Source organism: Croceibacterium xixiisoli (assembly GCF_009827305.1).
GTDB classification, from domain to species: Bacteria; Pseudomonadota; Alphaproteobacteria; order Sphingomonadales; family Sphingomonadaceae; genus Croceibacterium_C; species Croceibacterium_C xixiisoli.
In genome coordinates this window covers 1,735,993-1,760,320 of record NZ_WTYJ01000001.1, presented here as the reverse complement: position 1 = coordinate 1,760,320, position 24,328 = coordinate 1,735,993, and the positions used below count along the sequence as shown (strand labels likewise).

The window sequence follows — 24,328 nt, the reverse complement described above, 5'->3', positions numbered from 1 at the left end:
AGGCAATGCAGGAACAATTCGGAGGGGTTGGTTTGGCCGAGCAAGCAGAGGGAGAAACGGGCGCGCATTCGGGCATCGGCCACCGCGCACGCCTGCGTCAGCGTCTGCTGGAAGGCGGGGCCGAGGCGCTGGCCGATTATGAGGTGCTGGAATATCTGCTGTTCGGCGCATCAGCACGCGGCAACACCAAACCGCTGGCCAAGGCGTTGCTGCAGCGATTCGGATCGCTGGCCGCGGTGCTGAATGCCGACCCGGCCCAGCTGAAACAGGTCAAGGGCTTGGGCGACGTGGGTGTCGGTACGCTCAAAATCGCCGCGCTGATTGCCCGCCGCATGGCCCGCAGCGAGGTGCAGCAGCAGCCAGTGCTGGGCAGCTGGCAGGCGCTGCTCGATTACCTCACCATCGATATGGCCCATCTGACGGTGGAGCGGGTGCGGGTGCTCTATCTCAACTCCCAGAACCGGCTGATGCTGGATCATCACGTTGGCGACGGCACAGTGGACGAAGCGGCAATCCACCCGCGAGAGGTCATTCGCCGCGCGCTGGACATCGGTGCCACAGCGATGATCCTGGTTCACAACCACCCCAGCGGCAACCCGGAGCCCAGCCGCGCCGACATCCAGATCACGGCCCGCATCGTGGAGGCGGGCCAGCTGTTTGGAGTGACCGTGCACGACCATGTGATCATCGGGCGCGAAGGGCATGTTTCCCTCCGCGCCCGTGGATTGATCTGACGATCAGTTGAGTTTGATTCCGTAAAGCTTGTAGGCCCGCTCGATCGCAGGCGACATGAACAGAGCTTTGCGGATGTCGTCCCTGCCGCTCTGATCGCCAAGTTCGCGCTTGACCACGCCCCGCATCAGCAGCGCTGCGGAAAGATCGGGATTGGCCGCCAGTGCAGCCTCCAGATCCTTCAGCGCATCGGCGTTACGGCCGAGCCGGTGATAGGCCATGGCCCGGCTATCAAGCGCCGCAGGTGACCAGTTTGCGGATTCCACAGCCTGGGTGCAGGTTTCCAGCATATCTTCCGTGCGGTAATTCCAGATCGCCTGATACCAGCATTTGGCATTCATCAGGTCCGGATCGCCGGGGCGCTGGGTCAACATTTCATCGATCCGCGCCAGCCCTTCTTCCTTGCGGCCCAACTGCGCCTCAAGATCGCCGATCTGCAAGGACAATGTGCGCTGTTCATCGGCATTTCCGCCCTGTTCCTGCAACAGGCCGATCGATTCCTCCGCACGATCGAAATAGCGCAAAAGCTCAGCCCTCTGCCCGGTTGCGGCGATATTCGGCGCCAGTTCCCAAGCTGCCTCTGCATCGGACAGGGCTTCATCCATCCGGGCCAGCTGCGCATGGATATAGGATCGCTGGAGATAATGTTCTGCGGATGGTTCGCGTTCGATGATGGCGTTGATATCTTCCAGCGCGCCCAGGCGGTCATAGGTGCCCAGACGGAAGGTCAGACGGTTGCGAATGGCATCGGTGTCTTCCGGATCAGCCTCAATCAACGTCTGGTAAGCGGCCTCGATCGGGGCATAGCGCCGGCGGTCTGTCATGTTCGCCAGGTCGGACCTGCGGGGGACCGTTGCCGGTGCCACCAGGTTGAGTTCCGTCGATCCAAACCGGGTTGCCTTGCTGCGTTCGGTCCGCGCCACATCCGGCGATATTTCTCCGCCCGGCCAACGTGTCGAATCGACAATGGTCAGGGTGTTCCGATCCAGCGTGGCATTGCGATGCAATTGTATGGAGGCGATCGTTTCGTCGATCGCGCTTTTGCCTTCAATCCGATAGGCATCGGATCCATCCGGCAGCAGCGCCGTAACAGCCGCGCGGGCGGAATAGGGGCCATCAATGGCCACTGGAATGTCCCGCCAGGCAGCGCGGGTGCGATCCGGCTGGAACGTGAAACCTGCCGTCGGCAGGTCGAAGCCGCGCTTGCCCCGACCCCGTTCCCACTTCCAGGCGGAGGTCATCAGTCCCTTCGCCTGAACGCGGGCCGTGTTGGTATCCGGATCAAAGGTGATGGCGGTATCGAAAACCTGAACATCGCCCATCTGCTCGGCCACGAAAGCGCGGGCAACATCGCGCAATTGCTCTTCCGTCCCCTGCCCGATCAACCCGCGCAGAATTCCGGCAACGCCCCCTGCAACCGTCCATTCACCTTCGAACAGCTGCGGCACATCGAGACCCGCGCGCTGATCCAGCGTCACCCTGCTATCCACATCCAGCGCCTGCTGCGGACGCGGTGCCAGCGGCATCAGGTCGGCCCCATCCATGCGGAGCGGCAGGGCGTGGTGGAACGGTGGGACAACCATCACGGTGGCCATGCTGGCGCCCGATGTGGTGCCATCCAGCCAGTAATCGGTGCCATCGATTGTCGCCCGCACAATCACGTGATCGAATACGCCAGCCATCGGCAGCATACCCGGCACGCCATCGCCTGTCTGGCTGGCGACCAGCACGGCTTCCGCTTCTATTCCCAGTTCCCGCAGCATCGCCAGCAGCAGCAGGCTCTTGGCCTTGCAGTCGCCATAGCGGAATTCCCAGGTTTCGGCGGGGGCCTGCGGCTTGTAGTTGCCGCCGTTCAGCCCGTTCATGAGATAGGCGATCTCATCCTGCACCAGCCGCAAGGCCGCCACGGCTCTTTCAATCTTGCCCTGGTGCGCCTGTTCGATCTTCCTCACTTCGGCCGCGACGGGCGATCCGGGCGCGATCGCGCCTTCGGTGCCATAGTGCGGGGCCATCACCCGGCTGACTTCGGCCCAATCAGCAAATGTGCCAGCCTGCAGCAGTGCTGGCATTCTGTATCGCACAGGGGCGTCATCCGGCATGTCCGGCGCCTTCGGCAAGGGCAGCATCACCTCCACCGCGCTGAAGCTGTCATCCAGTTTGAATTCCCGGACCTCGGCCCCCTGGCCTGCGCGCCATTGCACCGTCGCATCGCCGGGCCAGGAATAGCGGACCCGGGCGAACTTTGCCTGGAACGGATCGCCCAGCAGAGGCGACATGGTTTGAACCTCCTCGTCGAGAACCTGATCGGATTTGGTGACCGAATAGCTGACACGCAGCACGTCACCGACCCGCATCCCGGGTATCGACATGGTGGCGGTGAAGGCACCATCGAGCATGCGCTGTTCGAGGCGCCGCTCTCTTCGCAGGACTTCGAACCGCGAACCGCCCTCCAGCAGATCGATCTGCTGCCCGTCGCGCAGGATGGCCACGCGATGGACGATCAGATCGCCCTTGTCCGGCAACCAGCCGGCCTGCAGCGTGCCCAAGGCGGTCATCATCTGCGGGTTGTCGATCCGGATCGCGCGATCGGTATAGCTCCACAGCCGCCCCTGATCGATGCGCTGCTGATCATCCAGCACCAGCACCGGCGGGCCGGATTTGACCTCAGGCAGCGTTGCTTCGGCGACCCAGGCTGGCGCCGGCTGATACAGCGGCTCTTCTCCCGCCCAGGCCGGCACGGCCGCAGTCATAACTGTCCCGGCCATCAAAATGGCAAACGATCTCATCCCCAAGCCCCTGTTGCAGCCATGAATTCGGCTTAACTGCGTGATAGATCATGGCGCCCGGCCGAATGCAATGGCCCCGGGTCTTGCCAATTGCGATGGCGCGGCCTAGCCCGCCGCGATGACGATCGGTCCAGAGAGGCCGATCCTGCCTACCCTTCCCTACGGAGTGCTCGATGGTCCCCCGCTATGCCCGCCCTGCCATGACCGCCATCTGGAGCGCAGAGGAACGCTATCGCATCTGGTTCGAGATCGAAGCGCATGCGACCCAGAAGCTGGGCGAACTTGGCGTTGTGCCCGAAAGCGGCGCGAAGGCGCTGTGGGACTGGTGGGCAACCAATCCGGCGATCGATGTGCCGGCGATCGATGCGATCGAGGCGGTGACCAAGCATGACGTGATTGCCTTCCTTGACTGGGTGGCCCAGCAGGTTGGTCCGGATGCGCGCTTCATGCATCAAGGCATGACCAGTTCCGACGTGCTGGATACCACGCTGGCGGTGCAGTTGGCCCGTGCCAGCGATCTGCTGCTGACCGATCTGGATGAACTGCTGGCCGCGCTCAAGCGCCGCGCCGAAGAGCACAAATACACCCCCACCATCGGCCGCAGCCATGGCATCCATGCCGAACCGACCACCTTTGGCGTGAAGCTGGCGCAGGCCTATGCCGAATTCGCCCGCTGCCGCCAGCGGCTGGTTGCCGCCCGTGCGGAAATCGCCACCTGCGCCATTTCCGGCGCGGTCGGCACCTTTGCCAATATCGATCCTTCGGTCGAAGAATATGTGGCGGAAAAGCTGGGCCTGGCATCGGAACCCGTTTCCACCCAAGTGATCCCGCGTGATCGCCACGCCATGTATTTCGCCACGCTGGCCGTCATCGCCAGTTCGATCGAACGGTTGGCGATCGAAATCCGCCATCTGCAGCGGACCGAAGTGCTGGAGGCGGAAGAATATTTCTCCCCCGGGCAGAAGGGTTCGAGCGCGATGCCGCACAAGCGCAACCCGATCCTGACCGAAAACCTCACCGGCCAGGCACGCATGATCCGTTCCTATGCGCTGCCGGCGATGGAAAATGTCGCCCTGTGGCATGAACGCGATATCTCGCATTCCTCGGTCGAACGCTTCATCGGCCCCGATGCCACGATCACGCTCGACTTCGCGCTCGCCCGCCTGACCGGCGTGGTGGACAAGCTGCTGATCTATCCCGAACGCATGCAGAAGAATCTCGATCGCATGGGCGGGCTGGTCCATTCGCAGCGCGTGCTGCTGGCCCTGACCCAGGCCGGCCTGACCCGCGATGATTCCTATCGCCTGGTTCAGCGCAATGCGATGAAGGTGTGGGAAAGCGACGGCGCGCTGTCGTTGCTGGAACTGCTGAAAGCCGATCCGGAAGTCTCGGCGGCGCTGTCGGCCGAGGAACTGGAAGACAAGTTCAACCTGGATTACCATTTCAAACAGGTCGACCATATCTTCGACCGCGTGTTTGGCTGATTGACAAGGCGGGCTTCTACAGCCCGCCTTTTCCGATCCGGGACGGGCGTCAGTGCCCGCTCTTCCCAAGTCATTGCAATCGCCCTAGCATCCGTCCCGCCGGGATAGTGAAAGGAAGCACCCATGCAAATCATCCGCACAATCGTCGCGATCGTGCTGATCGTCGCGCTGCTGCTGTTTTCGTTCGCCAACTGGAAACCGGTGGAGGTCAACATCTGGCAGGGGCTGGTTCTCGAAACCAAGATCCCGGCTCTGGTGCTGGCATCCTTCCTGCTGGGGCTGGTCCCGATGTGGTTGCTGCATCGCGGCACCCGCTGGCATCTGAACCGCCGCATCGCATCGCTGGAAAACGCCGCGCGCACTGCTGCTGCCGCGCTGGCCCCGGTTGCCCCCGTGGCACCGGTTGATGAACCCGTTGCCACACCGCACCCACCTGTCTCCGAACCCGAGACTCCGATTTCCGAAAGCCCCCTTCGCCCATGAGCAATCCCGTCTTCCTCGCGCTTGATATGCCGCAGCTTGATGCGGCGAGGGCCATGGCGGAAAAAGTCCGCGATCATGTCGGCGGGCTCAAGCTGGGTCTCGAATTCTTCTGCGCCCATGGGCACCACGGCGTGCACGAGATTGCGCAGGTAGGGCTGCCGATTTTCCTGGACCTGAAACTGCACGATATTCCCAACACGGTTGCCGGCGCGATGCAGGCGATCAATGTGCTGAAGCCGGCGATCGTCACGATCCACGCCAGCGGCGGACGGGCGATGATGGAAGATGCCAAGGCTGCAGCCGGAATCGACACCAAGGTCGTGGCCGTCACCATGCTGACCAGCCTGGACGAGCGCGATCTGGCCCGCACCGGCGTACAGGGCACCCCGCATGATCAGGTGATGCGGCTGGCCGAACTGGCAGAAGCGGCCGGACTGGACGGGATCGTGTGTTCCGGACAGGAAGTGGGCGATGTCCACCGCCAGTGGAAAAAGGGCTATTTCGTAGTGCCCGGCCTGCGCCCCGCCGGCAGCGCGGTCGGCGATCAGAAGCGCGTCGTCACCCCGCGCCAGGCGCGCGATGACGGCGCCAGCGTGCTGGTGATCGGTCGCCCGATCAGCCGGGCCGATGATCCGGTGCAGGCCGCGCGAGAGATCGAAGCAACGCTTTAATTGCCGGCAGCAGCTACCAGAAGCTCAGACATGCAGAAGACTGAAACCAAGATCTGCGGGATCAAGACGGAAGCCGCGCTGACCGCCTGCATCGAAGCGCGGGCGGATTACTGCGGGTTCAATTTCTACCCGCCATCGCCCCGCTTTTTGCCGCTGGCTGACGCAGCCCGGCTTTCCGCCCAGGCGGCCGGTCGCATCCAGCGGGTCGCGTTGTTCGTCGATGCCAGCGATGCCGTCATCGCCGAAACACTGGCTGCAGCAGCAATCGATGCAATCCAACTGCATGGCCATGAAACGCCTGCCCGGCTGGCAGAGGTAAAGGCCCGTTTCGGCCTGCCGGTATGGAAAGCGCTGCCAATCGCAACCGCTGCCGATGTCGAACAGGCCGCGGACTATCGCGGGCTGGCGGATCTGCTGCTGTTCGATGCCAAGACACCCAAGGGCGCACTGCCCGGCGGGATGGGTCTCAGCTTCGATTGGTCGTTGCTGTCCGCTCAACGCGTGGCTGGCCCTTGGGGGCTGGCCGGCGGATTGTCGGCCGACAATGTCGCGGATGCGATCCGCCAGACCGGCACCCGTCTGGTCGACACATCGTCCGGCGTGGAAAGCGCGCCGGGGGAAAAGGATCCGGACAAGATTCGCGCCTTCTGCCGCGCCGTTCACGCGGCCTGACAGCCAAAGATTGGCCGTAGACGCGAAGAAAAAGGGCGGCCCGTTCCCGGACCGCCCCATTCCCTGCAATCTGGTAGCCGCTATCAGAAGCGCGCGCCCAGGCCGACCATCACGGAATCGGCATCGATGTCGTAGTCGCCGAAGTAGTGGCGATATTCGACCTTGCCGTACAGCTTCTGGCCGATGTTGTGCTGATAGCCGGCACCGATCGACCACAGGTCGGTGGTGTGGCTGACCGGTTCGCTCTGCCAGCCGCCAGCGACATAGAGCTTGCCGTCTTCGCCGATCTTGCCGCCAACGCGACCGCTCACGCCGAAGCTCACCTTGGTGCCTTCGGTCAGGATTTTGTCGCCCGACACTTCGACGCCGGCAAAAGCGACATTGCCGAGATCGAAATCATAGCCTGCAGCAACGCCAGCGGTCGCTTCGGATTCATCGTAGCCCCAAATGATACCGCCACGGGCTTCAACGCGGGCTTCGTTTGCCAGTGCAGGGGTCGCGGCGCTGAGGGCTGCCAGCGAGGCCAGAACCGGGAAAAGAACCTTACGCATAAGTAACTCCTTGAGAACAAATGTTCCTTCTTCTGGGAACGAGCGAGAGTTAGCGTTCCAGATTTTTGCCGACAAGAGCCAGGCAAGCAGGATGTTGCACATTGGCACACCATAGTTGCCTCTATGCAACACAACAAATCAGCGATTTAGAAAGCGGGTGTGGCAGCTGTGCAGCAAAGCATGGCAAGAGAGCTGCGCGGTCACAATTGCGTGAAATGGTGGACTTGCGTCGCGCGCTCTGCCAATCGCACAGCCATTATGAACGCATCGCAACAGCGCCCCAACAGCCTCCGCACCCTGCCCGATGAACAGGGCCATTTCGGCCAGTTCGGCGGGCGATATGTCGCCGAGACCCTGATGCCGCTGATCCTCGATCTGGAACGCGAATACCGCGCGGCCAAGGCCGACCCGGCATTTGCCACCGAATTCGATGATCTGCTGGAACATTTCGTCGGCCGCCCCAGCCCGCTCTATTATGCAGAGCGGCTAACCGCGCATTTCCGCGAACTGGCGCCGGCCGGCAAGGGGCCGAAGATCTATTTCAAGCGCGAAGAGCTCAATCACACCGGCGCGCACAAGATCAACAATTGCATCGGCCAGATCCTGCTGGCGATCCGCATGGGCAAGACCCGCATCATAGCGGAAACCGGTGCGGGGCAGCATGGTGTGGCCACCGCCACCGTCGCCGCCCGGTTCGGCCTGCCCTGCGTGATCTTCATGGGAGCCAAAGACGTTGAGCGGCAGAAGCCCAATGTGTTCCGCATGCGCCTGCTCGGTGCCGAGGTACAGCCTGTCACCTCCGGCGCGGAAACGCTCAAGGATGCAATGAACGAAGCCATGCGCGACTGGGTCGCCAATGTGCATGACACGTTCTACATCATCGGCACGGCCGCCGGTCCACACCCCTATCCGGAACTGGTGCGCGATTTCCAGAGCGTGATCGGCACCGAAACCCGCGCGCAGATGCTCAAGGCAGAGGGGCGCCTGCCCGATATGTTGGTGGCCGCCGTGGGCGGCGGGTCCAATGCCATTGGTCTGTTCCACCCCTTCCTGGATGATCCGGACGTCGCCATGACCGGCATCGAAGCGGCCGGCCATGGCATTGACAGCGGCCAGCATGCCGCCAGCCTGCGTGGCGGAGCGCCGGGCATCCTGCATGGCAACAAGACCTATCTGCTACAGGATGAAGACGGCCAGATCACCGAAGCCCATTCGATCAGCGCCGGCCTGGATTACCCCGGCATCGGACCGGAACACAGCTGGTTGCATGAAAGCGGCCGGGTCAATTACGTGCCGATCACCGATCAGGAAGCGCTGACGGCATTCCAGCTGTGCTGCCGCCTGGAAGGCATCATTCCGGCATTGGAAAGCGCCCACGCGCTGGCCGCGCTGCCCGATCTGACCGCCTCCATGGATGAGGACAAGCTCCTCGTCGTCAATGTCTCCGGCCGGGGGGACAAGGACATCTTCACCGTTGCCGATGCGCTGGGATTCGATCTGTGAGCCGTCTTGCTGCTGCCTTCGCCAAGGGCCACCCTGCCCTGGTCTGCTTCATCACCGCCGGTGACGGGGACACAGCCGCCAATCTGGACGCGCTGGTTGCCGGTGGCGCCGATGTCATCGAACTGGGCATGCCCTTCACCGATCCGATGGCCGATGGCCCCGCCATCCAGGCTGCCAATCTGCGGGCGCTGGGCGCCGGCACGCGCACGGCCGATGTGCTGCGCATCGCCACCGATTTCCGCGCCCGCCATGCCGATATTCCGCTGGTGTTGATGGGCTATGCCAATCCCATGACGGTTCGTGGGCCCGAATGGTTTGCCGATGCATGCGCACAGGCCGGGATCGACGGCGTGATCTGCGTCGATATTCCGCCCGAAGAAGATGCCGCGCTGGGCCCGGCCCTGCGCGATGCCGGGATTGCCCCGATCCGCCTGGCCACCCCCACCAGCGATGCCGCCCGTCTCGGCACCATCCTGGAAGGATCGCGCGGGTTCCTTTATTACGTGTCGGTCGCCGGCATCACCGGCATGCAGCAGGCGGCGCTGGGATCGATCGAGGACGCCGTCGCCCGGCTGAAGGGGGCGACCGATCTGCCCGTGGCGGTTGGTTTCGGCGTGCGCACGCCGGAACAGGCGGCCGCCATCGCCCGCGTGGCCGATGGGGTGGTCGTCGGTTCTGCGCTGGTCGAACTGGCCGGAACCAAGGGGGCCGATGCCCCTGCCCTGATCCGCGAACTCACCACCGCGCTTGCTGACGCGGTGCACAATGCCCGAAAGGTCGCCGCATGAGCTGGCTTACCCGTGTCCGCAATTCGCTGCCCTTCGTGGCCAAGCGCGAAACCCCCGACAATCTCTGGGTCAAATGCCCGCGTTGCCACGAAATGCTGTTCGCCAAGGAATATGAGGAGAATCTCTCCGTTTGTCCGCGGTGCGACTATCACGGCCGCATCGGCGCCGACGCACGGCTGGGGCAGATTCTCGATTCCGGGTTCGAGCTGCTGTCCGAACCGGTGGTGCAGGAAGATCCGCTCAAGTTCCGCGATTCGAAGCGTTATACAGATCGGCTGAAGCAGGCGCGTGCCAGCAATCCGCATCGCGATGCCTTTCAGTCCGGCTTCGGCACGATTGAGGGCCGCCGCGCCGTGGTCGGCGTGCAGGATTTCATGTTCATGGGCGGTTCCATGGGCATGGCCGTGGGCCAGGCCTTCTGCAACGGCGCGGCCCGCGCGCTTAAGGAACGCTGCGGCTTCATCGTCTGCACCGCTGCCGGCGGTGCGCGCATGCAGGAAGGCATCCTCAGCCTGATGCAGATGCCCAAGGCGACAGTGATGACGCGTCGCCTGCGCGAAGCCGGCCTGCCCTATATCGTGGTGCTGACCGACCCGACCACGGGCGGCGTTACCGCCAGCTATGCCATGCTCGGCGATATCCATATCGCCGAACCCGATGCGCTGATCGGCTTTGCCGGCCAGCGGGTGATCCAGGAAACCATTCGCGAACAGCTGCCCGAAGGGTTCCAGCGATCCGAATATCTGCACAAGCATGGCATGGTCGACATGGTCGTCCACCGCAAGGAACTGCGGCAGACGCTTGCCGGCGTGCTCGATTACCTCTCCCCTGCCAAAGCGGCCTGAACACCCGCCCCTGAAAGACCTGAGAATGAAGGATTTTGCGGCTTCCGAAGATCCGGCGGTGCAGGCTCAGCTTGACCGTCTGGCAGCGCTGACCCTGCCGCAAGGGCGGCTGGGGCTTGATGTCATTCGCGATCTGCTGGCCCGTGTCGGCAATCCGCAACTGCATCTGCCGCCGGTGTTCCATGTGGCCGGTACCAACGGCAAGGGATCGACCTGTGCCTATCTGCGGGCCATGCTGGAAGCCCAGGGGCTGACCGTACACACGGCCACCAAGCCGCATCTGGTGCGCTACAACGAACGCATTCGGGTGGCCGGGCAGCTGATTTCCGACAGCATGCTGGCCGATCTGCTGCGCGAAGTGCTCGACATTGGTGAGGACATGGGACCGAGTTTCTTCGAGGTGACGACCGTCGCCACGCTGCTCGCCTTTGCCCGCGTGCCGGCCGATGCCTGCGTGATCGAGGTTGGCCTGGGCGGCCGGTTCGATGCCACCAATGTGATGGATCGCCCGGCAGCCTGCGGCATTGCCACGCTCGGCATCGATCACGAGGCGTTCCTGCTGGTGCCCGAAGAAGGCGTGCCGACTGAACCGATCGTGCGGATCGCCTTTGAAAAGGCCGGGATCGCCCGCGCCGGATCGCCGCTGGTGACGCAGAACTACGCCTCTCATGTGGAAGCGGAGATCGCCCGCATTGCCGCATTGGCCGGCGCTCCGCTGCAGATGCGTGGCCAGGCTTGGCATGCCGATGTCAGCGACAGCGGTATCGCCTATCGCGACCACCAGGGCGAACTCGCCTTGCCGTTGCCCGCGCTGCCCGGCCGCCATCAGGGTGACAATGCCGCGCTGGCCGTCGCCATGCTGCGCCATCAGGACAGCGTGACCGTATCGCCCGAAGCGATGGCCGAAGGCATTCGAGCGGCGCGCTGGCCGGCCCGCATGCAATTGCTGGCAGATGGGCCGTTGACCGCCCATGCGCCGGGCCGCGACGTTTGGCTGGACGGCGGGCACAATGCCGATGCAGGCCTGGCCCTGGGGCGCCATTTTGCGAACGTCGACAAGGTGCATGTCATCATCGGCATGCTGGCCAATCGCTATCCCGATGCGATTCTGGCCCCTTTGCAGGACAAGACCGCCAGCGTCACGGCCGTGCCGATCGACGGCAGCGACAGCCATGGTGCGGACGCCTATGCTGGCCGCGCCCAATGGGCGCCCGATGTCGCCAGCGCCCTGCGCGCCCTGCCCGATGATGGCGCCCCGGTGCTGATCGCCGGATCGCTCTATCTGGCGGGCAAGGTGCTGGCCGCCAACAACGAAGTGCCGGATTGATTTGCTGAAAACAGCACGGCGACGGTCGGCACCAAAGCCTGACCGTCGCCGCTATTGGCTTTACGCCCCGGCCAGAGCTGCTTCGTTCAGGCCGGCGTTGCGGCCCTGATTGCGGATGCGGAACCATTCGACCCCGCACAGCACCACCGCCACCAACCCCATCAGCGTGGTGAGCACAAAGACATCGTAATAGCCGCGCTGTTCGATCATCTGCCCCAGCGCCCCGCGCCCGAGCGTGCCGACCAGCATCGTCAGCGATGACAGCAGCGCATATTGCACCGCGCTGTACCGCCGCGCGACGATCGAGGAGAGGTAGGCGACGAAGGCCGCACCGGCGATGCCGGTGGCCAGGTTCTCCCCGCCGATGACCAGCATCAGATTGGCCAGCCGCTGATCTCCGCCGAGCCCTTCGACCAGCGTGGTAAAACCGATCAGATCGCTGGCGGCGCCGATCCGCAACCCGCCCAGCGCCAGATCCGCATAGAGCAGATTGGTCAGCGCCGCGAGCAGCGCGCCCAGTGTCAAGGTCAGCATCCGGCCGAGCAGGGTCAGCATCGCTCCGCCGAGTGCCAGACCCAGAATGGTCGCACCGACACCGAAGAATTTCGACGCGATCGCCACCTCGTCATTCGAATATTTCAGCTCCCCCAGATAGAAGGGATAGGCAAATGTGCCCCAGATCGAATCCGTGATGCGATAGGTCAGCACCAGGGCGAACACGACCACCACCGCCCAGCCCAGCCGCCCGACGAAATCGATCAGCGGCAGGATCAGCGCGCGATAGCCATGGTCGATCGCCCGATCGAACCCGCTCTGGGCTGGCTGCGCTTCGCTCAGCAGATAGCGCCCCTGCCGCTCCACCCGGACCAGCCAGGCCGCGATTGCGGTGGGCACGATCACTGTGGCGATCACGATTAGCGGGCCAAAGGTGGCGATGAAGGCCGCCGAATCGGGCCGGGTTTCCGGATCTGCGCCCAGCGATCGGACCATGAAGACGCCGACCACGATCAGCGCCCAGGCCCACAATACACCCACGGCAATCAGGCAGTTGCGCCGCACCTTCGGCGCAATCGCGCCCGGCAGACGCAGTTCGCTGACCTCACCCTGATCGGCCGCATCCGCCTCTGCGCTGCGCTTTGCATCTGGGGCGAACAGGCCAAGGAAGCCGATCACCAGCAGGATTGCGCCCATGATCGCATAGACTTGCGGCCAGCCGATCCGCGCCGCCAGGATCAGGGCCAGTGCCCCGCCCACCAGCGCCGCCGCGCGATAGCCCATTTGATAAACGGTGGAGAGGATGTCGATCGTGGCCTTTTCGTCCGCCACATCCACGCGCCAGGCGTCGATCACCACATCCTGCGTGGCGCTGGCAAAGGCGCCGATGCCCGCGAGCAGCGAAAACCAGCCGAGTGCGTCGACCGGATTGAGCAGCGAAAGCAGCACCAGGATCGCGCCGAGCAGCAATTGCGCGGTCACGATCCACTGCTTGCGTTTGCCGAGGCGGCGCAACAGCGGCAGATCGACCCGGTCGAGCAGCGGCGACCAGAGGAATTTGAACGCATAGGCCAGGCCAATGAGCGAGAAGACGCCCATGGTTTCCAGATCGACCTGCGCTTCGGAAAGCCAGGCGTAAAGCGTGCCGAGCAGCAGCGCGTAGGGCAGGCCGGCGGCAAAGCCGAACAGCAGCATGAAGCCTGTCTTGCGCTGCCCCAAAGCGCGCAGCAGCACGCGCCAGCCTGGCTTCTTGGCTGCAACCTCGGTCATGCCCATTCCCGTCCTTCAATGATTGGCCGCGACCGTAATGCGATCGGGTCGCGTTGCAAAAGACTTTAGCGATTGGCGGTTGGATCGAGCGACAGGCCCCAATTGTAGGGGAACAGCGTGTCCTGGGCCGCATAACCCGGGGCATCGGGATCGTTGGCGATCACGGCATCCATGGTTCGCGCCAGAGCGAAGGGCATCTTGCCGACAGCATCGACCTTGCCGGTGAGGACATCGGCCAGTGCCGCATCGCTGACGCCGAAGGTGGCCAGCAGCGCGCCCGCCTGTGGCAGGCCGCTTTCCGTATCGAGCACATAGGGCTGGCGAAATTCGATCGCGAGCACGACCTTGTCCGCCCCGACGCGGTTCATCACGGATTTTATCTCATTGAGAGAGGGCGTGATTTTCCAGGATTGCGAGGCCGCCATGGTGGTGAAGGAGATGTTGTCGCTTTCCCACGGGAACGCCCCGCCGAACATCAGCGTGTCGTCCGTGCAGGGGCCCTGCCCGGTGGTTACGCAGCGATCCTCTGCGCCCCAGGGCTTGCCGGTGCGCGGGTTCAGATGGGTCGGGTCCATGCCCATGGCCGGATCGTCGGATTTATAGGCATTGGTGCCGGAGGTATCGACCTGCACGCGGATGACCGCGACATCTGCGTCTGCCGCTGCGTCGGGGCCGCCTTCGACCACCTGATAGCCCAGATCGCGCAAGGCGGTGGCCGGGCCATTGACGGAGAGCACGCGACGGGTGGGGCTGAGCGGCAGCAGCGCGCCCTCGTTCTGCAGCAGGACGATCGAGCGGCGCTGAATATCGGCGGCGAGTTGCTCGTGCGCGGGATCGGCCAGAACCGCGTCTGCCGCGCTTTCATCGACATAGGGTTTTTCGAAAAGCCCCATAAGAAACAAGGGCTTCAGCAGGCGGCGCGCGGATTCACCGATCCGGCTTTCCGTCACCGCGCCTGACGCGACCAGGTCGGTGATGTCCTGCGCGCGATTGAAACCGGAGAGGATATCGTTTCCGCTGTTGATCGCGGTCGCCAGACGTTCCGCGATGGTTTTTGCTTCCAGGCCCCAGGCGCGGTCTGCAATGATCGAGGTGTCGGAATTCACATAACCGCGAAAGCCCAACTGGCCGCGCAGCAGATCGGTGACGATCTGGCTGGAGAAGGCCATGCCGACCTGTTCATAACGAACCCCCTGATACGTCACGTCAATCGGGACGCCGTAATAGGGCATGATGGCGCCCGCCCCGGCATCGATAGCCGCCTTGAACGGTTCGATGTGGAAGCCGAACTTGCCGGCCGGATAGACCTGATTCTTGCCGAAGGAATAATGCGGATCGAGCCCCTGTTCCTGCGGGCCGCCACCAGGAAAATGCTTGATTGTCAGTTCGATACCGGACGGGGAATAACCTGCCCCGCCCTGGATCGATTGGACCAGCGCAGTGATGATATCGGCGGTCAGGCCGGCGTCTTCGCTGAACAGCTGTGGGTAGCGGTTCCAGCGCGGTTCGGTACCCAGATCGGCCTGATAGCCATACATGCCGCGAACGCCGATCGCGTGCCATTCGCGGGCAACGGCTTGCCCGAAATCATGGATCAGGCGGGTATCGCCATCGCTGCCGAGGACCGCTGCAGCAAGGCCAGGTTCGCGTGGGAAGGCGCTGAAGGAGCCCGCCGCCTCACTGATGCCGACACGGGTGGCGCCGTCCAAGTGATTGCGCGGATTGGATTTAAACAGCACCGGGATGCCGAGGCGCGAGCTTTCGGCGATTGTCTGGGCCGCATTGGTGAACCGGGCCGCCTGGGTGGGCGTCAGGGTAGAGGACCGGCGGAAGCCATCGCCCTCTATGCAATTGGGTGTGCCGGCCACGGCGTTGCGGAACACGAAAAACCGCATGTTCTGGCGGTAGAGATAATCGATCGCCTCGCCCGACACCGCGCCGTTGCAGGCGGCATTGGCGGTGTCGATCAGCATCAGCCCGGCCTTTTCCGCCAGATTCATCCGCTGGACCAGATCGTCGACGCGGCTTTCGACGGGCAGACGCCAATCCTCATAAGGATCGAGCTGACCATTGCCGTTCAGATCGCGGAACTGCAGATCATCGATTGCAATCAATGGCTTGACGCGCGATTCGACCGGCGGCTGAGCAGCCTGGGCCTGCAGCGGCAACAGCCCGATCGCGGCTGTCGCGAGCAGGGGCCACAGCCAGCGATGAGAAACGGGCGATCGCGAGAAATGAATTGTCATAATTTCCGTTACATATCGTGTTACAGGCGCGGCCATAGGGCGGTTCTGGCCCGGAGGTAATCGCTGTCATGATCCTGACGCCAGTTTGCCGCCTGTGGAAACACAAGGTCAACCGCCAGCGCGTATGGCACGATGGGCTGAATTTTCGAACGAAATGCGTTATTTGCCGGACTTTGTTGATCCGGGAACAGACCGGATGGCGGGAATTCGATAGTGATCGGGACCACAATTCGGCGCGGCAGCCGCATCCCTAAAGCTGCTTCCCGTTTGGCGTAAGCCGCGCGGGCGGCTATGGCGCCACAATGTCAGACAAAAACCCGCCCCGCCGCCCCGGGCCGAAAAAGCCGTCGAACCGCAAGTCGGGCTTCGGTGATGAAAGAAATTCAGCGAAATCAACGGACAAACCACGCGGCGGGAAGCCGTTGTGGGGAGACAAGGCGCGCGCCAAGGCGGCGAGCAAGAGCGGGGAGAATGCCGGTTCGAGCCGTGCGCCGTGGGAGAAAACCCCGACCGAGCGCAGGGACAAGCCCGTTCCTGCACAGTCCAAACCCTATGCGGGCAAGAGCGAAAATGCACGCCCCGCCCGCGCCGGAGCGCGCCCTGCCCCCGCCCCAGCGCGAGCAGCCGCCGCATCGGGGCGCGGGAAGCCCGCCGAAGCCGCGCCGCCGCCGCCCGCCCCGCCCGCGCCGCATATCGATGGCAAGCAAGAGCGGATTGCCAAGCTTCTGGCCCGGGCCGGTGTGGCCAGCCGCCGCGAAATCGAACGCATGATCGAAGACCGGCGGATCGCGCTGGATGGGGTGGTGCTGGAAACGCCAGCGACGATCCTGACCAGCCTGCGCGGGGTGACCGTGGATGGCCAGCCGGTGGCCGCGCCCGAGCGGACCCGGCTGTTCCGGTTCCACAAGCCATCGGGCCTGCTGACGGCGGAACGCGATCCGGCCGGGCGGCCGACGATCTATACCGCGCTGCGCAATGCGCTGCCGCAGGGGGCGCCGCGGCTGATGCCGATCGGGCGGCTGGATCTCAACACCGAAGGGCTGTTGCTGATGACCAATGACGGGGAGCTGAAGCGTTTGCTGGAGCTGCCCGCCACCGGGGTGCCGCGCACCTATCGCGCGCGGACCTTCGGCGATATCAGCCAGGCGCAGCTGGAAGAGCTGATCCACGGGATCACCATCGAAGGCGTGCATTACGGCCGGATCGACGCCAATCTGGAACGGCGGACCGGGCGCAACCAGTGGATCGAGCTGACGCTGACCGAAGGCAAGAACCGCGAAGTGCGCCGGGTGCTGGAGCATCTGGGGCTGGCCGTTTCCCGCCTGATGCGGACCTATTATGGGCCGTTCATGCTGGAAGATCTGCCGCGCGGGGCCGCAGTGGAGGTGCATCCCGAAGATGTCGCCCGGTTCCGCAACAGCCTGCGCCCGCCGCGCAGCCGCGCCGGTGACACGACGGCCAAGAATGACACGAACGACAAGGAAGCCTGATGCGTATCATCGCCGGGGAATGGCGCCGCCGCCAGTTGCGCGCGCCCGCTGGGGAGGGAACCCGCCCCACCGCCGATCGCACGCGGGAAACGCTGTTCGGGATGCTGACCAGCCGGGTGGGCAGTTTCGAAGGGCTGCGCGTGGCCGATCTGTTTGCCGGATCGGGCGCGCTGGGGATGGAAGCGCTGTCCCGCGGGGCGGAGCATTGCCTGTTCGTTGAGCAGGATGCCGCAGCGGTGAAAATCCTTCTCCACAATATCTCCACACTTGGGGCGCAGCGCCGCACCGATGTGCAATCCGGCTCCGTGCTGCGGATGGGCCCGGCGCGGGCGCCGGTGGATATATTGCTGCTCGACCCGCCCTATGGCACGGGCGCGGGGGCGGTGGCGCTGGAGCGATTGACGCGGCTGGGCTGGATCAGCCCGGCGACGTGGATCGCACTGGAAACCGCGCGGAGTGAACCGGCCGAGGCGCGCGGGTTCATCGTGGATGCCGAACGGCAGGTGGGTTCCGCCCGGATCACCCTGCTGCGGTTGCCGGAACAGTCGGAGCAGGGTGAGGACGACATTACCACCGAGACTGAGACGGCACCGGAATCGGACGACCCAGCATAATCCCCAGCAAGGTGACCAGACCGGCGGCGCTGAGGAACAGGCCGACCAGGGAAATGCCGCCCATGTTGGTGAGCATCTGGGCGGCGACGGGGGCCACCGCGCCGCCGACGATGCCGCCGCCGTTAAACGCGATCGATGTGCCGGTGTAGCGCAGCTGCACCGGGAACAGCGTGGGCATCCAGGCGCCGAGCGGACCATAGACCAGCCCCATCACCAGCAGGGCGAAGGCCAGTGTCAGGAACACGACCAGCAGCGATCCGCCGGCCAGCGCCGGGCCGAACAGCAGGCCCAGCACCACGGTCGCCGCGGCGCCGGCGCCCAGGACGAAGCGGGAACTGACCCGATCGGACCAGATGGCCGAGAGCACGATACCCAGCGCCAGGAACAGATTGGCCGCCAGCTGCAGCGCCAGCATCGGTTCGCGATCGATGCCGCGCACCGTGGTCATGTGCCCCAGGGCAAAGGCGGTGGAGAGATAGAAGATCGCGAAACAGGCGACCACGCCGGCACTGGCCGCGATCAGCGCACCCCAATGCTGGCTGACGACGCGGGTGAAGGGCATGGCGACCGGCGCCTCCGTGTCCTTCGCCTCGGCAAAATCGCGCGTTTCGCTGATGTTGAGGCGCACCCAGAGCCCCAGCCCGACCAGGATGGCGCTGAGCAGGAAGGGCACGCGCCAGCCCCAGCTGTCAAACGCGGCATCATCCAGCCACAGCCCCAGCAGCAGGAACAGGCCATTGGCGGCGAGGAAGCCGATCGGCGCGCCGAGTTGCGGCGCGGCGCCGAAGCGGGCTTCCCACCCCTTGGGCGCGTTTTCCACCGCGAGCAGCACCGCCCCGCCCCATTCGCCGCCCAGCCCGAAACCCTGACCGAAACGCAGGATGCACAGCAGCAGCGGGGCGACCCAGCCGACCATCTGATAGGTGGGCAGGAAGGCAATCAGCAGGGTGGAAATGCCCATCAGCAACAGGGAGAACACCAGCGTGGATTTGCGCCCCAGCCGATCCCCATAATGGCCGAAGATGATGGCGCCGAACGGCCGGGCGAGGAAGGCCAGGCCAAAGCTCATCAGGCTGAAGAGCAATTGCGCCGCATCGCTTTCGGCCGGGAAAAACAGCGGCCCGAACACCAGCGCCGCCGCCGTGGCATAGACGTAGAAATCGTAAAATTCGACCGATGTGCCGACCAGTGCGGCCACCAATACCCGGCTATTCGCGCGCAGCGGTGTGATATCCATGGTGGTCCCTCCCCTGATCCGCCCGCTGCGACCGAAGTGTGACCATGTCAAGCAGGGTGTGCAGCGGGGAGCCGCCGGCCTGTTCCTTCACTTGCTCCGCCACCCCCCTACCCCGTGCATCCCCGCAGCGGGGCGGCATGGCGCAGGGCGGAACCATTCAACCTTGCGCCGGGGGACCATGTTCCCTAGTTGTTCGCGGTGACCGACCATGAATTTTCTGCCGCCACCAGCCCGCTGGACGATGCCCCCGCCTGGCTGAACGGCCTGAACGACCCGCAGCGCCAGGCGGTGATGACCACCGAAGGGCCGGTGCTGATGCTGGCCGGCGCGGGCACGGGCAAGACCGCCGCGCTGACGGCGCGGCTGGCGCATCTGATCCGTTCGCGCCGCGCCTGGCCCAGCGAGATCCTGTGCGTGACCTTCACCAATCGCGCGGCGAAGGAAATGCGCCACCGCGTGGGCCAGCTGATCGGCGATGCGGTGGAAGGCATGCCGTGGCTGGGCACGTTCCATTCGATCTGCGCCAGGATGCTGCGCCGCCATGCCGAGCTGGTGGGGCTGGAAAGCAATTTCACCATCATCGATACCGATGATCAGCTGCGCCTGCTCAAGCAGCTGATCCAGGCCGAGGGGCTGGATGAAAAGCGCTGGCCCGCGCGGCAGCTGGCGGGGCTGATCGACCGGTGGAAGAACCGCGGGCTGAACCCCGATGATCTGGATGCCGGGGAAAACGAGGCCTATGCCAATGGCCGGGGCCAGGCGATGTATGCCGCCTATCAGGCACGGATGAAGGCGCTGAACGCCTGTGATTTCGGCGATCTGTTGCTGCATATGCTGAACATTCTGCGGCGCGAGCGCGACGTGCTGGAGCAATATCAGCAGCGTTTCAAATATGTGATGGTGGACGAATATCAGGACACCAATGCCGTGCAATATCTGTGGCTGCGGCTGCTGGCGCAGGCGCGCAAGAACATCTGCGTGGTGGGTGACGACGATCAGTCTATCTATTCCTGGCGCGGCGCAGAAGTGGCCAATATCCTGCGCTTTGAAAAGGATTTTCCGGGTGCGGCGATCATCCGGCTGGAACAGAATTACCGATCCACCCCGGATATTCTGGCCGCCGCCAGCGGGCTGATCGCGGCCAACAGCGAACGGTTGGGCAAGACGCTGTGGACCGAGCGCAATGATGGCGAGAAGGTGCGCGTGATCGGGGTGTGGGACGCGCCCGAGGAAGCGCGCCGCGTGGGCGACGAGATCGAGCGGCTGGAACGCGAAGGCGCCCCGCTGGATCAGGTGGCGATTTTGGTGCGGGCGCAATATCAGACCCGCGAGATCGAAGACCGGTTCATACAAATCGGCCTCAACTACAAGATTGTCGGCGGTTTTCGCTTTTACGAGCGGGCCGAAATCCGCGACGCGCTGGCCTATCTGCGGCTGATCGCGCAGCCGAGCGACGATCTGGCGTTCGAGCGGATCCACAACCAGCCCAAGCGCGGCCTGGGGGCCAAGGCGCTGGAGATGATGCATCTGCATGCCCGGCGCCAGAACATGCCGCTGGCCGCCGCAGCGCTGGATCTGGCCGACAGCCAGGAACTGCCCGCGCGCAGCCGCACGACTATCGGGCAACTGATGGCAAGTTTCCTGCGCTGGCGCGAGATGGCGGAGAGCAAGACGCCGGCCGATCTGCTGCGCGTGGTGCTGGAAGAAAGCGGCTATGACGCGATGCTGAAGGCGGACCGCACGGCGGAAAGCGCATCGCGGGCGGACAATCTGATCGAGCTGGCGCGGGCGATGGAAGATTACCAGACGCTGGGCGATTTCCTGGAACATGTCAGCCTGGTGATGGACAATGATGCGGCCGATGACGCGCAGAAAGTGACCATCATGACGATGCATGCGGCCAAGGGGCTGGAATTCGATCATGTGTTCCTGCCCGGATGGGAAGAAGGCGTGTTCCCCAGTCAGCGCGCGCTGGACGAAGGCGGGCTGGCGAGCCTGGAGGAAGAGCGGCGGCTGGCCTATGTCGCGATCACCCGCGCCCGGCGGCGCTGCACCATCCTGCATGCCGCCAACCGGCGCATCTATGGCCAGTGGACCAGTTCCATCCCATCCCGCTTCGTCGGCGAATTGCCCGACGGGCATGTGGCCATCGAATCGACGCTGAGCGGCGGGGCATCGCTGTGGCGCGCCAATTGGAGCGAGCAGGACGACCCCTTCGCCCATGTCAGCACATCCCGCCCCGACCGCAGCCAGGCCCGGGGCCCGGGCTGGCAACGCGCGCTGACCAGCGGATATGACCCCAAGCCCGCCCGCATCAAGGAACCCGGCCGCAGCGCCGCCAGCTTCGCCGCCAAGCCGCGCAACGATCTGGCGATCGGATCGCGCGTGTTCCACGAAAAATTCGGCTATGGCACGGTGAGCGCGCAGGAAGGCAACAAGCTGGATATCGATTTCGAGACCAGCGGCAGCAAGCGGGTGATTGATAGTTTTGTGAAGCCGGCGGATTAGGGTTTGGGTGTTTGTTGCAGCGCTGCACCGACGGCATTTCGATAAAGGTTGAAGCGCCGCTGCAGCTTTGCAGCGTGTTGCTCAGGCGCCCATTTCCAACACAGACGCGGAAATCGATGCAGCAGCCAGATGGCCTTGCACCCATTCCGCCTCTGTTTGCGTTCCTTGGAAAACGGTCGGGAATTGGCGCATCTGCGCAAAGGCCTCCGCATTCGATAGGCCGAGGACGCTCTTTACGATCCTGATCACCACCGCTGGCCGGCTTCCTGCTTGGGCACGAACTTCCCAATATCCGCCGTCGTTCAACAACAATCGGCGGAATTCCTCAGGCGGAAGGCCGTCGCCGTCTTCCTCGGTAGGTTTGCACTGGGGACAAAAGGTGGATCGATACCAACGCAACTGCCCAAACACGACAGATTGGCCGATGTGAGCAAAGCCGCCATGTGCGCATTGTTGATCTCGCAAGCGAACTTCCTGACCCATTGTTCGCGCACTCCTTTTGCCGCTTCCAGAAAATTGGTGGACACGATATCTAATAGAGGAACTCAAACTAAAGTGGGATGGCGAGATGGGTTGAGTATTGTGTCCCAGAACTCCGGCAGAGATCGGATACTCGGAAGCTGGAGACTGATTGGGTCGATGTGTTGAGGGCTCTCTCGCCGAAGAACAGGGACGCTCTGCTTCAAATCGGTCGAGCGCTGGCAAGTGAGGCTCAAGCGGCAGTCCACAACCATAACCGCTGCGAATAAAGCTGGGGATGTACCAAGGGGGAAACATAAGTGACGCTTGAGGAACTGGATGCAATTCACCGGCAGGCTTCCTGGCTGATCGCCAAGCGTAGCGGTTCAACAGCCTTCAAGGCGCTGACACTTGGGCAGGAGCGATTGGCGGATGTCGTGACCGAGATCGCTGCGGTGTATGGTTTGACCGATAGCCAGAAGATGCAATTGCAGCCGGTCATCGCTGATGATCTGCACCACGGCATTGCTAATGCCCTGAATATCGCCAAGGCTGCGGTCGGCTTCAATATGCCGGGCGCCGCGAGCTCAAGTTCGGAATCAGCGAAGGCCGAGCAGGGTCATCTGGCCGCGTCTACCCTTGCATTGGTCACCCTGGGCCCAAAAGTTGTGAAAGCCCATCCGGCTATTGCCGCCGCTTCGGTAGCCTATGCAGTCGGCAGCGCGGGATGGTTTGCCTATCACGCCCGGGCGTTCAACCGCGCGGCCTATAAAATGGTTCGCGCCACGATCCCCGGCGCCGCGGCTGACGCTGAGCCGGTGGATGTGCTGGATCCGAGCGACGCGACCGGCCGGCAGCTGCTCGGTCGCCTCAAGAAGCTGGCGCGCAGAAAGCGAAATACCGACGCAAGTACCCATTGAACGGGTTAGTTTGAAGTGCTTGTTTAAAGCGTCGGGGGCACCGTGACGTGCAGCAAAACAAGCACAAATGTGAAATTAATTAGCCGATCATCGTCTGCAGAAAAAAGAGCCGGGTGAGGCAATCTTTCCCGGCTTATTACCGATTTCATAAGCAGACAGCCAACAAGGGCGTTAGCCCAATATTCAATGAGGACGAGCGCGCGATGCCAGTTTTTTTAGAAGCACTAGCTTTAGAGAACTATCGTGGAATTCGTGAAGAGCAACACATGTTTGACTTCAAGGATTTCAATTTTTTCATCGGCGCAAACAATTCCGGCAAGTCCATCGTTCTCAACTTTATCAGCACCTACTTACCCATCGATAAGCGTAGCAAGTACGCAAAAAATGGCGGGGCCGTAGATGTGCTTGAAGCGCATGGTGGCATATCTGGGGCGAAAATCGGCATGAGCATCGGCTTCACCGCAAAGCGCGTCCAAGAAAAATTTTACAGCCGGCATCCTTACATCGAGCAAAGCGGGAAAAAGATAGTAGTTGAACAACTGTTTAGATACTTAGAAGAATATGGATTTTTGTGGATCGATGGGTCGGTCCCTTACGAAGATCGCTACGTCAAAATGCGCTTTGACGTTGATGCTATATATGCGCTGTTCCCACACAATGACTGGATGCGTCTATGTGCTTTCATGCAGACAGAGGGTAACCAGAACCATCGCCCCAGCCAAGTCTATCAGGAAGATGTCAAAAAGCGGTATATCCCCGACTTAATAAAAAAAATAACGGCGTGTATGCCAATCGGTGAGTTACCAGAAACCAAGCTGATCCCCGCTATCAGAGAAATTGGTCCGACTGGTACTGAGTTTGCTGACTTCAGCGGTGCAGGCCTTATAGATCGCCTAGCGTCGATCCAGAACCCGGACTTAGATCATCTCAAAGATCGGCAAGTTTTCGATAGCATCAACAACTTCCTGAAGTCCGTCACGGACCGTCTGGATGCAAAGATTGAAATACCAAATTCGAAAGCTCACGTCCTAGTGCATATGGACGGCCGTGTACTGCCTTTGCGATCTCTCGGCACCGGCATCCAGGAAGTTGTGATGATCGCTTCCTTCTGTACCTTAACCAATCACGAGATCATTTGCATCGAAGAGCCCGAGATTCATCTCCATCCTCTTCTACAACGCAAGCTGATTCGATATTTGAAAGAAAATACTGAAAACCAGTATTTTATTGCTACGCACTCGGCTGCTT

The 24,328-nt window shown here is 63.0% G+C and carries 19 protein-coding genes and 1 pseudogene; 14 read left to right on the top strand and 6 right to left on the bottom strand.

Translation table 11 applies throughout. The features are described 5' to 3' along the window. The first annotated feature begins 32 nt into the window (after nucleotides 1-32). Nucleotides 33-734 carry a RadC family protein gene (gene radC, locus GRI97_RS08470; RefSeq protein ID WP_449252538.1) on the top strand — a complete coding sequence of 234 codons (702 nt, stop codon included), beginning with the start codon at nucleotides 33-35 and terminating at the stop codon, nucleotides 732-734. Between the two features lie 3 nt (nucleotides 735-737). Here the strand turns inward: radC and GRI97_RS08465 are convergent, their stop codons facing one another. Continuing rightward, nucleotides 738-3,497 (bottom strand): DUF3857 domain-containing protein, encoded by a 2,760-nt coding sequence (locus tag GRI97_RS08465; protein WP_161390601.1) that lies wholly within the window; start codon nucleotides 3,495-3,497, stop codon nucleotides 738-740. Nucleotides 3,498-3,691: 194 nt separating this feature from the next. Between GRI97_RS08465 and purB the strand changes: the two genes are divergently transcribed. From purB to GRI97_RS08445, 4 genes are all read left to right on the top strand, one after another. Continuing rightward, nucleotides 3,692-5,002, top strand: a complete 1,311-nt coding sequence (gene purB / locus GRI97_RS08460) for an adenylosuccinate lyase (protein ID WP_161390600.1) — start codon at nucleotides 3,692-3,694, stop codon at nucleotides 5,000-5,002. Nucleotides 5,003-5,125: 123 nt separating this feature from the next. Then, nucleotides 5,126-5,485: a hypothetical protein gene (locus tag GRI97_RS08455; protein WP_161390599.1), complete on the top strand. Its 360-nt coding sequence runs from the start codon at nucleotides 5,126-5,128 to the stop codon at nucleotides 5,483-5,485. Next, nucleotides 5,482-6,156: an orotidine-5'-phosphate decarboxylase gene (gene pyrF / locus GRI97_RS08450; RefSeq protein WP_161390598.1), complete on the top strand. Its 675-nt coding sequence runs from the start codon at nucleotides 5,482-5,484 to the stop codon at nucleotides 6,154-6,156. Before GRI97_RS08455 ends, pyrF begins: the two co-directional genes overlap by 4 nt. Nucleotides 6,157-6,186: 30 nt before the next feature. Next, on the top strand, nucleotides 6,187-6,828 hold the full coding sequence (locus tag GRI97_RS08445; protein ID WP_161390597.1) for a phosphoribosylanthranilate isomerase: 642 nt from the start codon (nucleotides 6,187-6,189) through the stop codon (nucleotides 6,826-6,828). Between the two features lie 83 nt (nucleotides 6,829-6,911). On the opposite strand, the gene GRI97_RS08440 is transcribed toward GRI97_RS08445, so the two are convergent. After that, the gene (locus tag GRI97_RS08440) at nucleotides 6,912-7,481 is read right to left on the bottom strand and encodes an outer membrane protein (RefSeq protein WP_235917650.1); all 570 of its coding nucleotides are present in this window, start codon (nucleotides 7,479-7,481) and stop codon (nucleotides 6,912-6,914) included. A 156-nt stretch (nucleotides 7,482-7,637) separates the two neighbouring features. Here GRI97_RS08440 and trpB point away from each other — a divergent pair, with 156 nt between their 5' ends. The 4 genes from trpB to GRI97_RS08420 are packed head-to-tail and all read left to right on the top strand — an operon-like array spanning nucleotide 7,638 to nucleotide 11,842. Continuing rightward, complete coding sequence (gene trpB / locus GRI97_RS08435; RefSeq protein WP_161390887.1) at nucleotides 7,638-8,882, top strand: tryptophan synthase subunit beta; 1,245 nt, start codon at nucleotides 7,638-7,640, stop codon at nucleotides 8,880-8,882. After that, nucleotides 8,879-9,670, top strand: a complete 792-nt coding sequence (trpA, locus tag GRI97_RS08430; RefSeq protein ID WP_161390595.1) for a tryptophan synthase subunit alpha — start codon at nucleotides 8,879-8,881, stop codon at nucleotides 9,668-9,670. Before trpB ends, trpA begins: the two co-directional genes overlap by 4 nt. Further along, nucleotides 9,667-10,515, top strand: coding sequence for an acetyl-CoA carboxylase, carboxyltransferase subunit beta (accD, locus tag GRI97_RS08425; RefSeq protein ID WP_161390594.1), 849 nt, complete (start codon nucleotides 9,667-9,669; stop codon nucleotides 10,513-10,515). Before trpA ends, accD begins: the two co-directional genes overlap by 4 nt. 25 nt (nucleotides 10,516-10,540) lie before the next feature. Continuing rightward, nucleotides 10,541-11,842: a bifunctional folylpolyglutamate synthase/dihydrofolate synthase gene (locus GRI97_RS08420; RefSeq protein WP_161390593.1), complete on the top strand. Its 1,302-nt coding sequence runs from the start codon at nucleotides 10,541-10,543 to the stop codon at nucleotides 11,840-11,842. A gap of 60 nt (nucleotides 11,843-11,902) precedes the next feature. Here the strand turns inward: GRI97_RS08420 and GRI97_RS08415 are convergent, their stop codons facing one another. Then, nucleotides 11,903-13,612, bottom strand: a complete 1,710-nt coding sequence (locus tag GRI97_RS08415) for an AmpG family muropeptide MFS transporter (protein WP_377019126.1) — start codon at nucleotides 13,610-13,612, stop codon at nucleotides 11,903-11,905. Nucleotides 13,613-13,671: 59 nt separating this feature from the next. After that, on the bottom strand, nucleotides 13,672-15,852 hold the full coding sequence (locus GRI97_RS08410) for a glycoside hydrolase family 3 protein (RefSeq protein WP_161390591.1): 2,181 nt from the start codon (nucleotides 15,850-15,852) through the stop codon (nucleotides 13,672-13,674). Nucleotides 15,853-16,274: 422 nt separating this feature from the next. Between GRI97_RS08410 and GRI97_RS08405 the strand changes: the two genes are divergently transcribed. Both GRI97_RS08405 and rsmD read left to right on the top strand, forming a co-directional pair. Next, nucleotides 16,275-17,342: a pseudouridine synthase gene (locus GRI97_RS08405; protein WP_328598516.1), complete on the top strand. Its 1,068-nt coding sequence runs from the start codon at nucleotides 16,275-16,277 to the stop codon at nucleotides 17,340-17,342. Next, entirely contained in the window at nucleotides 17,342-17,956 is a 615-nt protein-coding gene (rsmD, locus tag GRI97_RS08400; RefSeq protein ID WP_161390589.1) for a 16S rRNA (guanine(966)-N(2))-methyltransferase RsmD, read from the top strand. The genes GRI97_RS08405 and rsmD overlap by 1 nt, the downstream gene beginning before the upstream one ends. Here rsmD and GRI97_RS08395 read toward each other — a convergent pair. Further along, a complete protein-coding gene (locus GRI97_RS08395) occupies nucleotides 17,910-19,193 on the bottom strand; it encodes an MFS transporter (protein ID WP_161390588.1) in 1,284 nt (427 codons plus the stop codon). The two genes, rsmD and GRI97_RS08395, sit on opposite strands and share 47 nt — an antisense overlap. A 234-nt stretch (nucleotides 19,194-19,427) precedes the next feature. Here GRI97_RS08395 and GRI97_RS08390 point away from each other — a divergent pair, with 234 nt between their 5' ends. Further along, on the top strand, nucleotides 19,428-21,701 hold the full coding sequence (locus tag GRI97_RS08390) for an ATP-dependent helicase (RefSeq protein WP_235917730.1): 2,274 nt from the start codon (nucleotides 19,428-19,430) through the stop codon (nucleotides 21,699-21,701). 81 nt (nucleotides 21,702-21,782) lie between these two features. On the opposite strand, the gene GRI97_RS08385 is transcribed toward GRI97_RS08390, so the two are convergent. After that, on the bottom strand, nucleotides 21,783-22,184 hold the full coding sequence (locus GRI97_RS08385) for a hypothetical protein (protein WP_161390587.1): 402 nt from the start codon (nucleotides 22,182-22,184) through the stop codon (nucleotides 21,783-21,785). A 296-nt stretch (nucleotides 22,185-22,480) separates the two neighbouring features. Between GRI97_RS08385 and GRI97_RS08380 the strand changes: the two genes are divergently transcribed. Both GRI97_RS08380 and GRI97_RS18970 read left to right on the top strand, forming a co-directional pair. Next, on the top strand, nucleotides 22,481-23,080 hold the full coding sequence (locus tag GRI97_RS08380; protein ID WP_161390586.1) for a hypothetical protein: 600 nt from the start codon (nucleotides 22,481-22,483) through the stop codon (nucleotides 23,078-23,080). A 203-nt stretch (nucleotides 23,081-23,283) separates the two neighbouring features. Beyond that, nucleotides 23,284-24,324 (top strand): annotated as a pseudogene (locus GRI97_RS18970) (AAA family ATPase); the annotation flags it as partial. Nucleotides 24,325-24,328: the final 4 nt, after the last annotated feature.

Coding starts and splice junctions, on each gene's coding strand:
- accD (WP_161390594.1), top strand. CDS start 9,667: ATGAGCTGGCTTACCCGTGTCCGCAATTCGCTGCCCTTCGTGGCCAAG.
- trpB (WP_161390887.1), top strand. CDS start 7,638: ATGAACGCATCGCAACAGCGCCCCAACAGCCTCCGCACCCTGCCCGAT.
- GRI97_RS08455 (WP_161390599.1), top strand. CDS start 5,126: ATGCAAATCATCCGCACAATCGTCGCGATCGTGCTGATCGTCGCGCTG.
- GRI97_RS08410 (WP_161390591.1), bottom strand. CDS start 15,852: ATGACAATTCATTTCTCGCGATCGCCCGTTTCTCATCGCTGGCTGTGG.
- GRI97_RS08420 (WP_161390593.1), top strand. CDS start 10,541: ATGAAGGATTTTGCGGCTTCCGAAGATCCGGCGGTGCAGGCTCAGCTT.
- pyrF (WP_161390598.1), top strand. CDS start 5,482: ATGAGCAATCCCGTCTTCCTCGCGCTTGATATGCCGCAGCTTGATGCG.
- GRI97_RS08415 (WP_377019126.1), bottom strand. CDS start 13,612: ATGGGCATGACCGAGGTTGCAGCCAAGAAGCCAGGCTGGCGCGTGCTG.
- rsmD (WP_161390589.1), top strand. CDS start 17,342: ATGCGTATCATCGCCGGGGAATGGCGCCGCCGCCAGTTGCGCGCGCCC.
- GRI97_RS08385 (WP_161390587.1), bottom strand. CDS start 22,184: ATGGGTCAGGAAGTTCGCTTGCGAGATCAACAATGCGCACATGGCGGC.
- purB (WP_161390600.1), top strand. CDS start 3,692: ATGGTCCCCCGCTATGCCCGCCCTGCCATGACCGCCATCTGGAGCGCA.
- GRI97_RS08395 (WP_161390588.1), bottom strand. CDS start 19,193: ATGGATATCACACCGCTGCGCGCGAATAGCCGGGTATTGGTGGCCGCA.
- GRI97_RS08445 (WP_161390597.1), top strand. CDS start 6,187: ATGCAGAAGACTGAAACCAAGATCTGCGGGATCAAGACGGAAGCCGCG.
- GRI97_RS08440 (WP_235917650.1), bottom strand. CDS start 7,481: ATGTGCAACATCCTGCTTGCCTGGCTCTTGTCGGCAAAAATCTGGAAC.
- GRI97_RS08465 (WP_161390601.1), bottom strand. CDS start 3,497: ATGGCCGGGACAGTTATGACTGCGGCCGTGCCGGCCTGGGCGGGAGAA.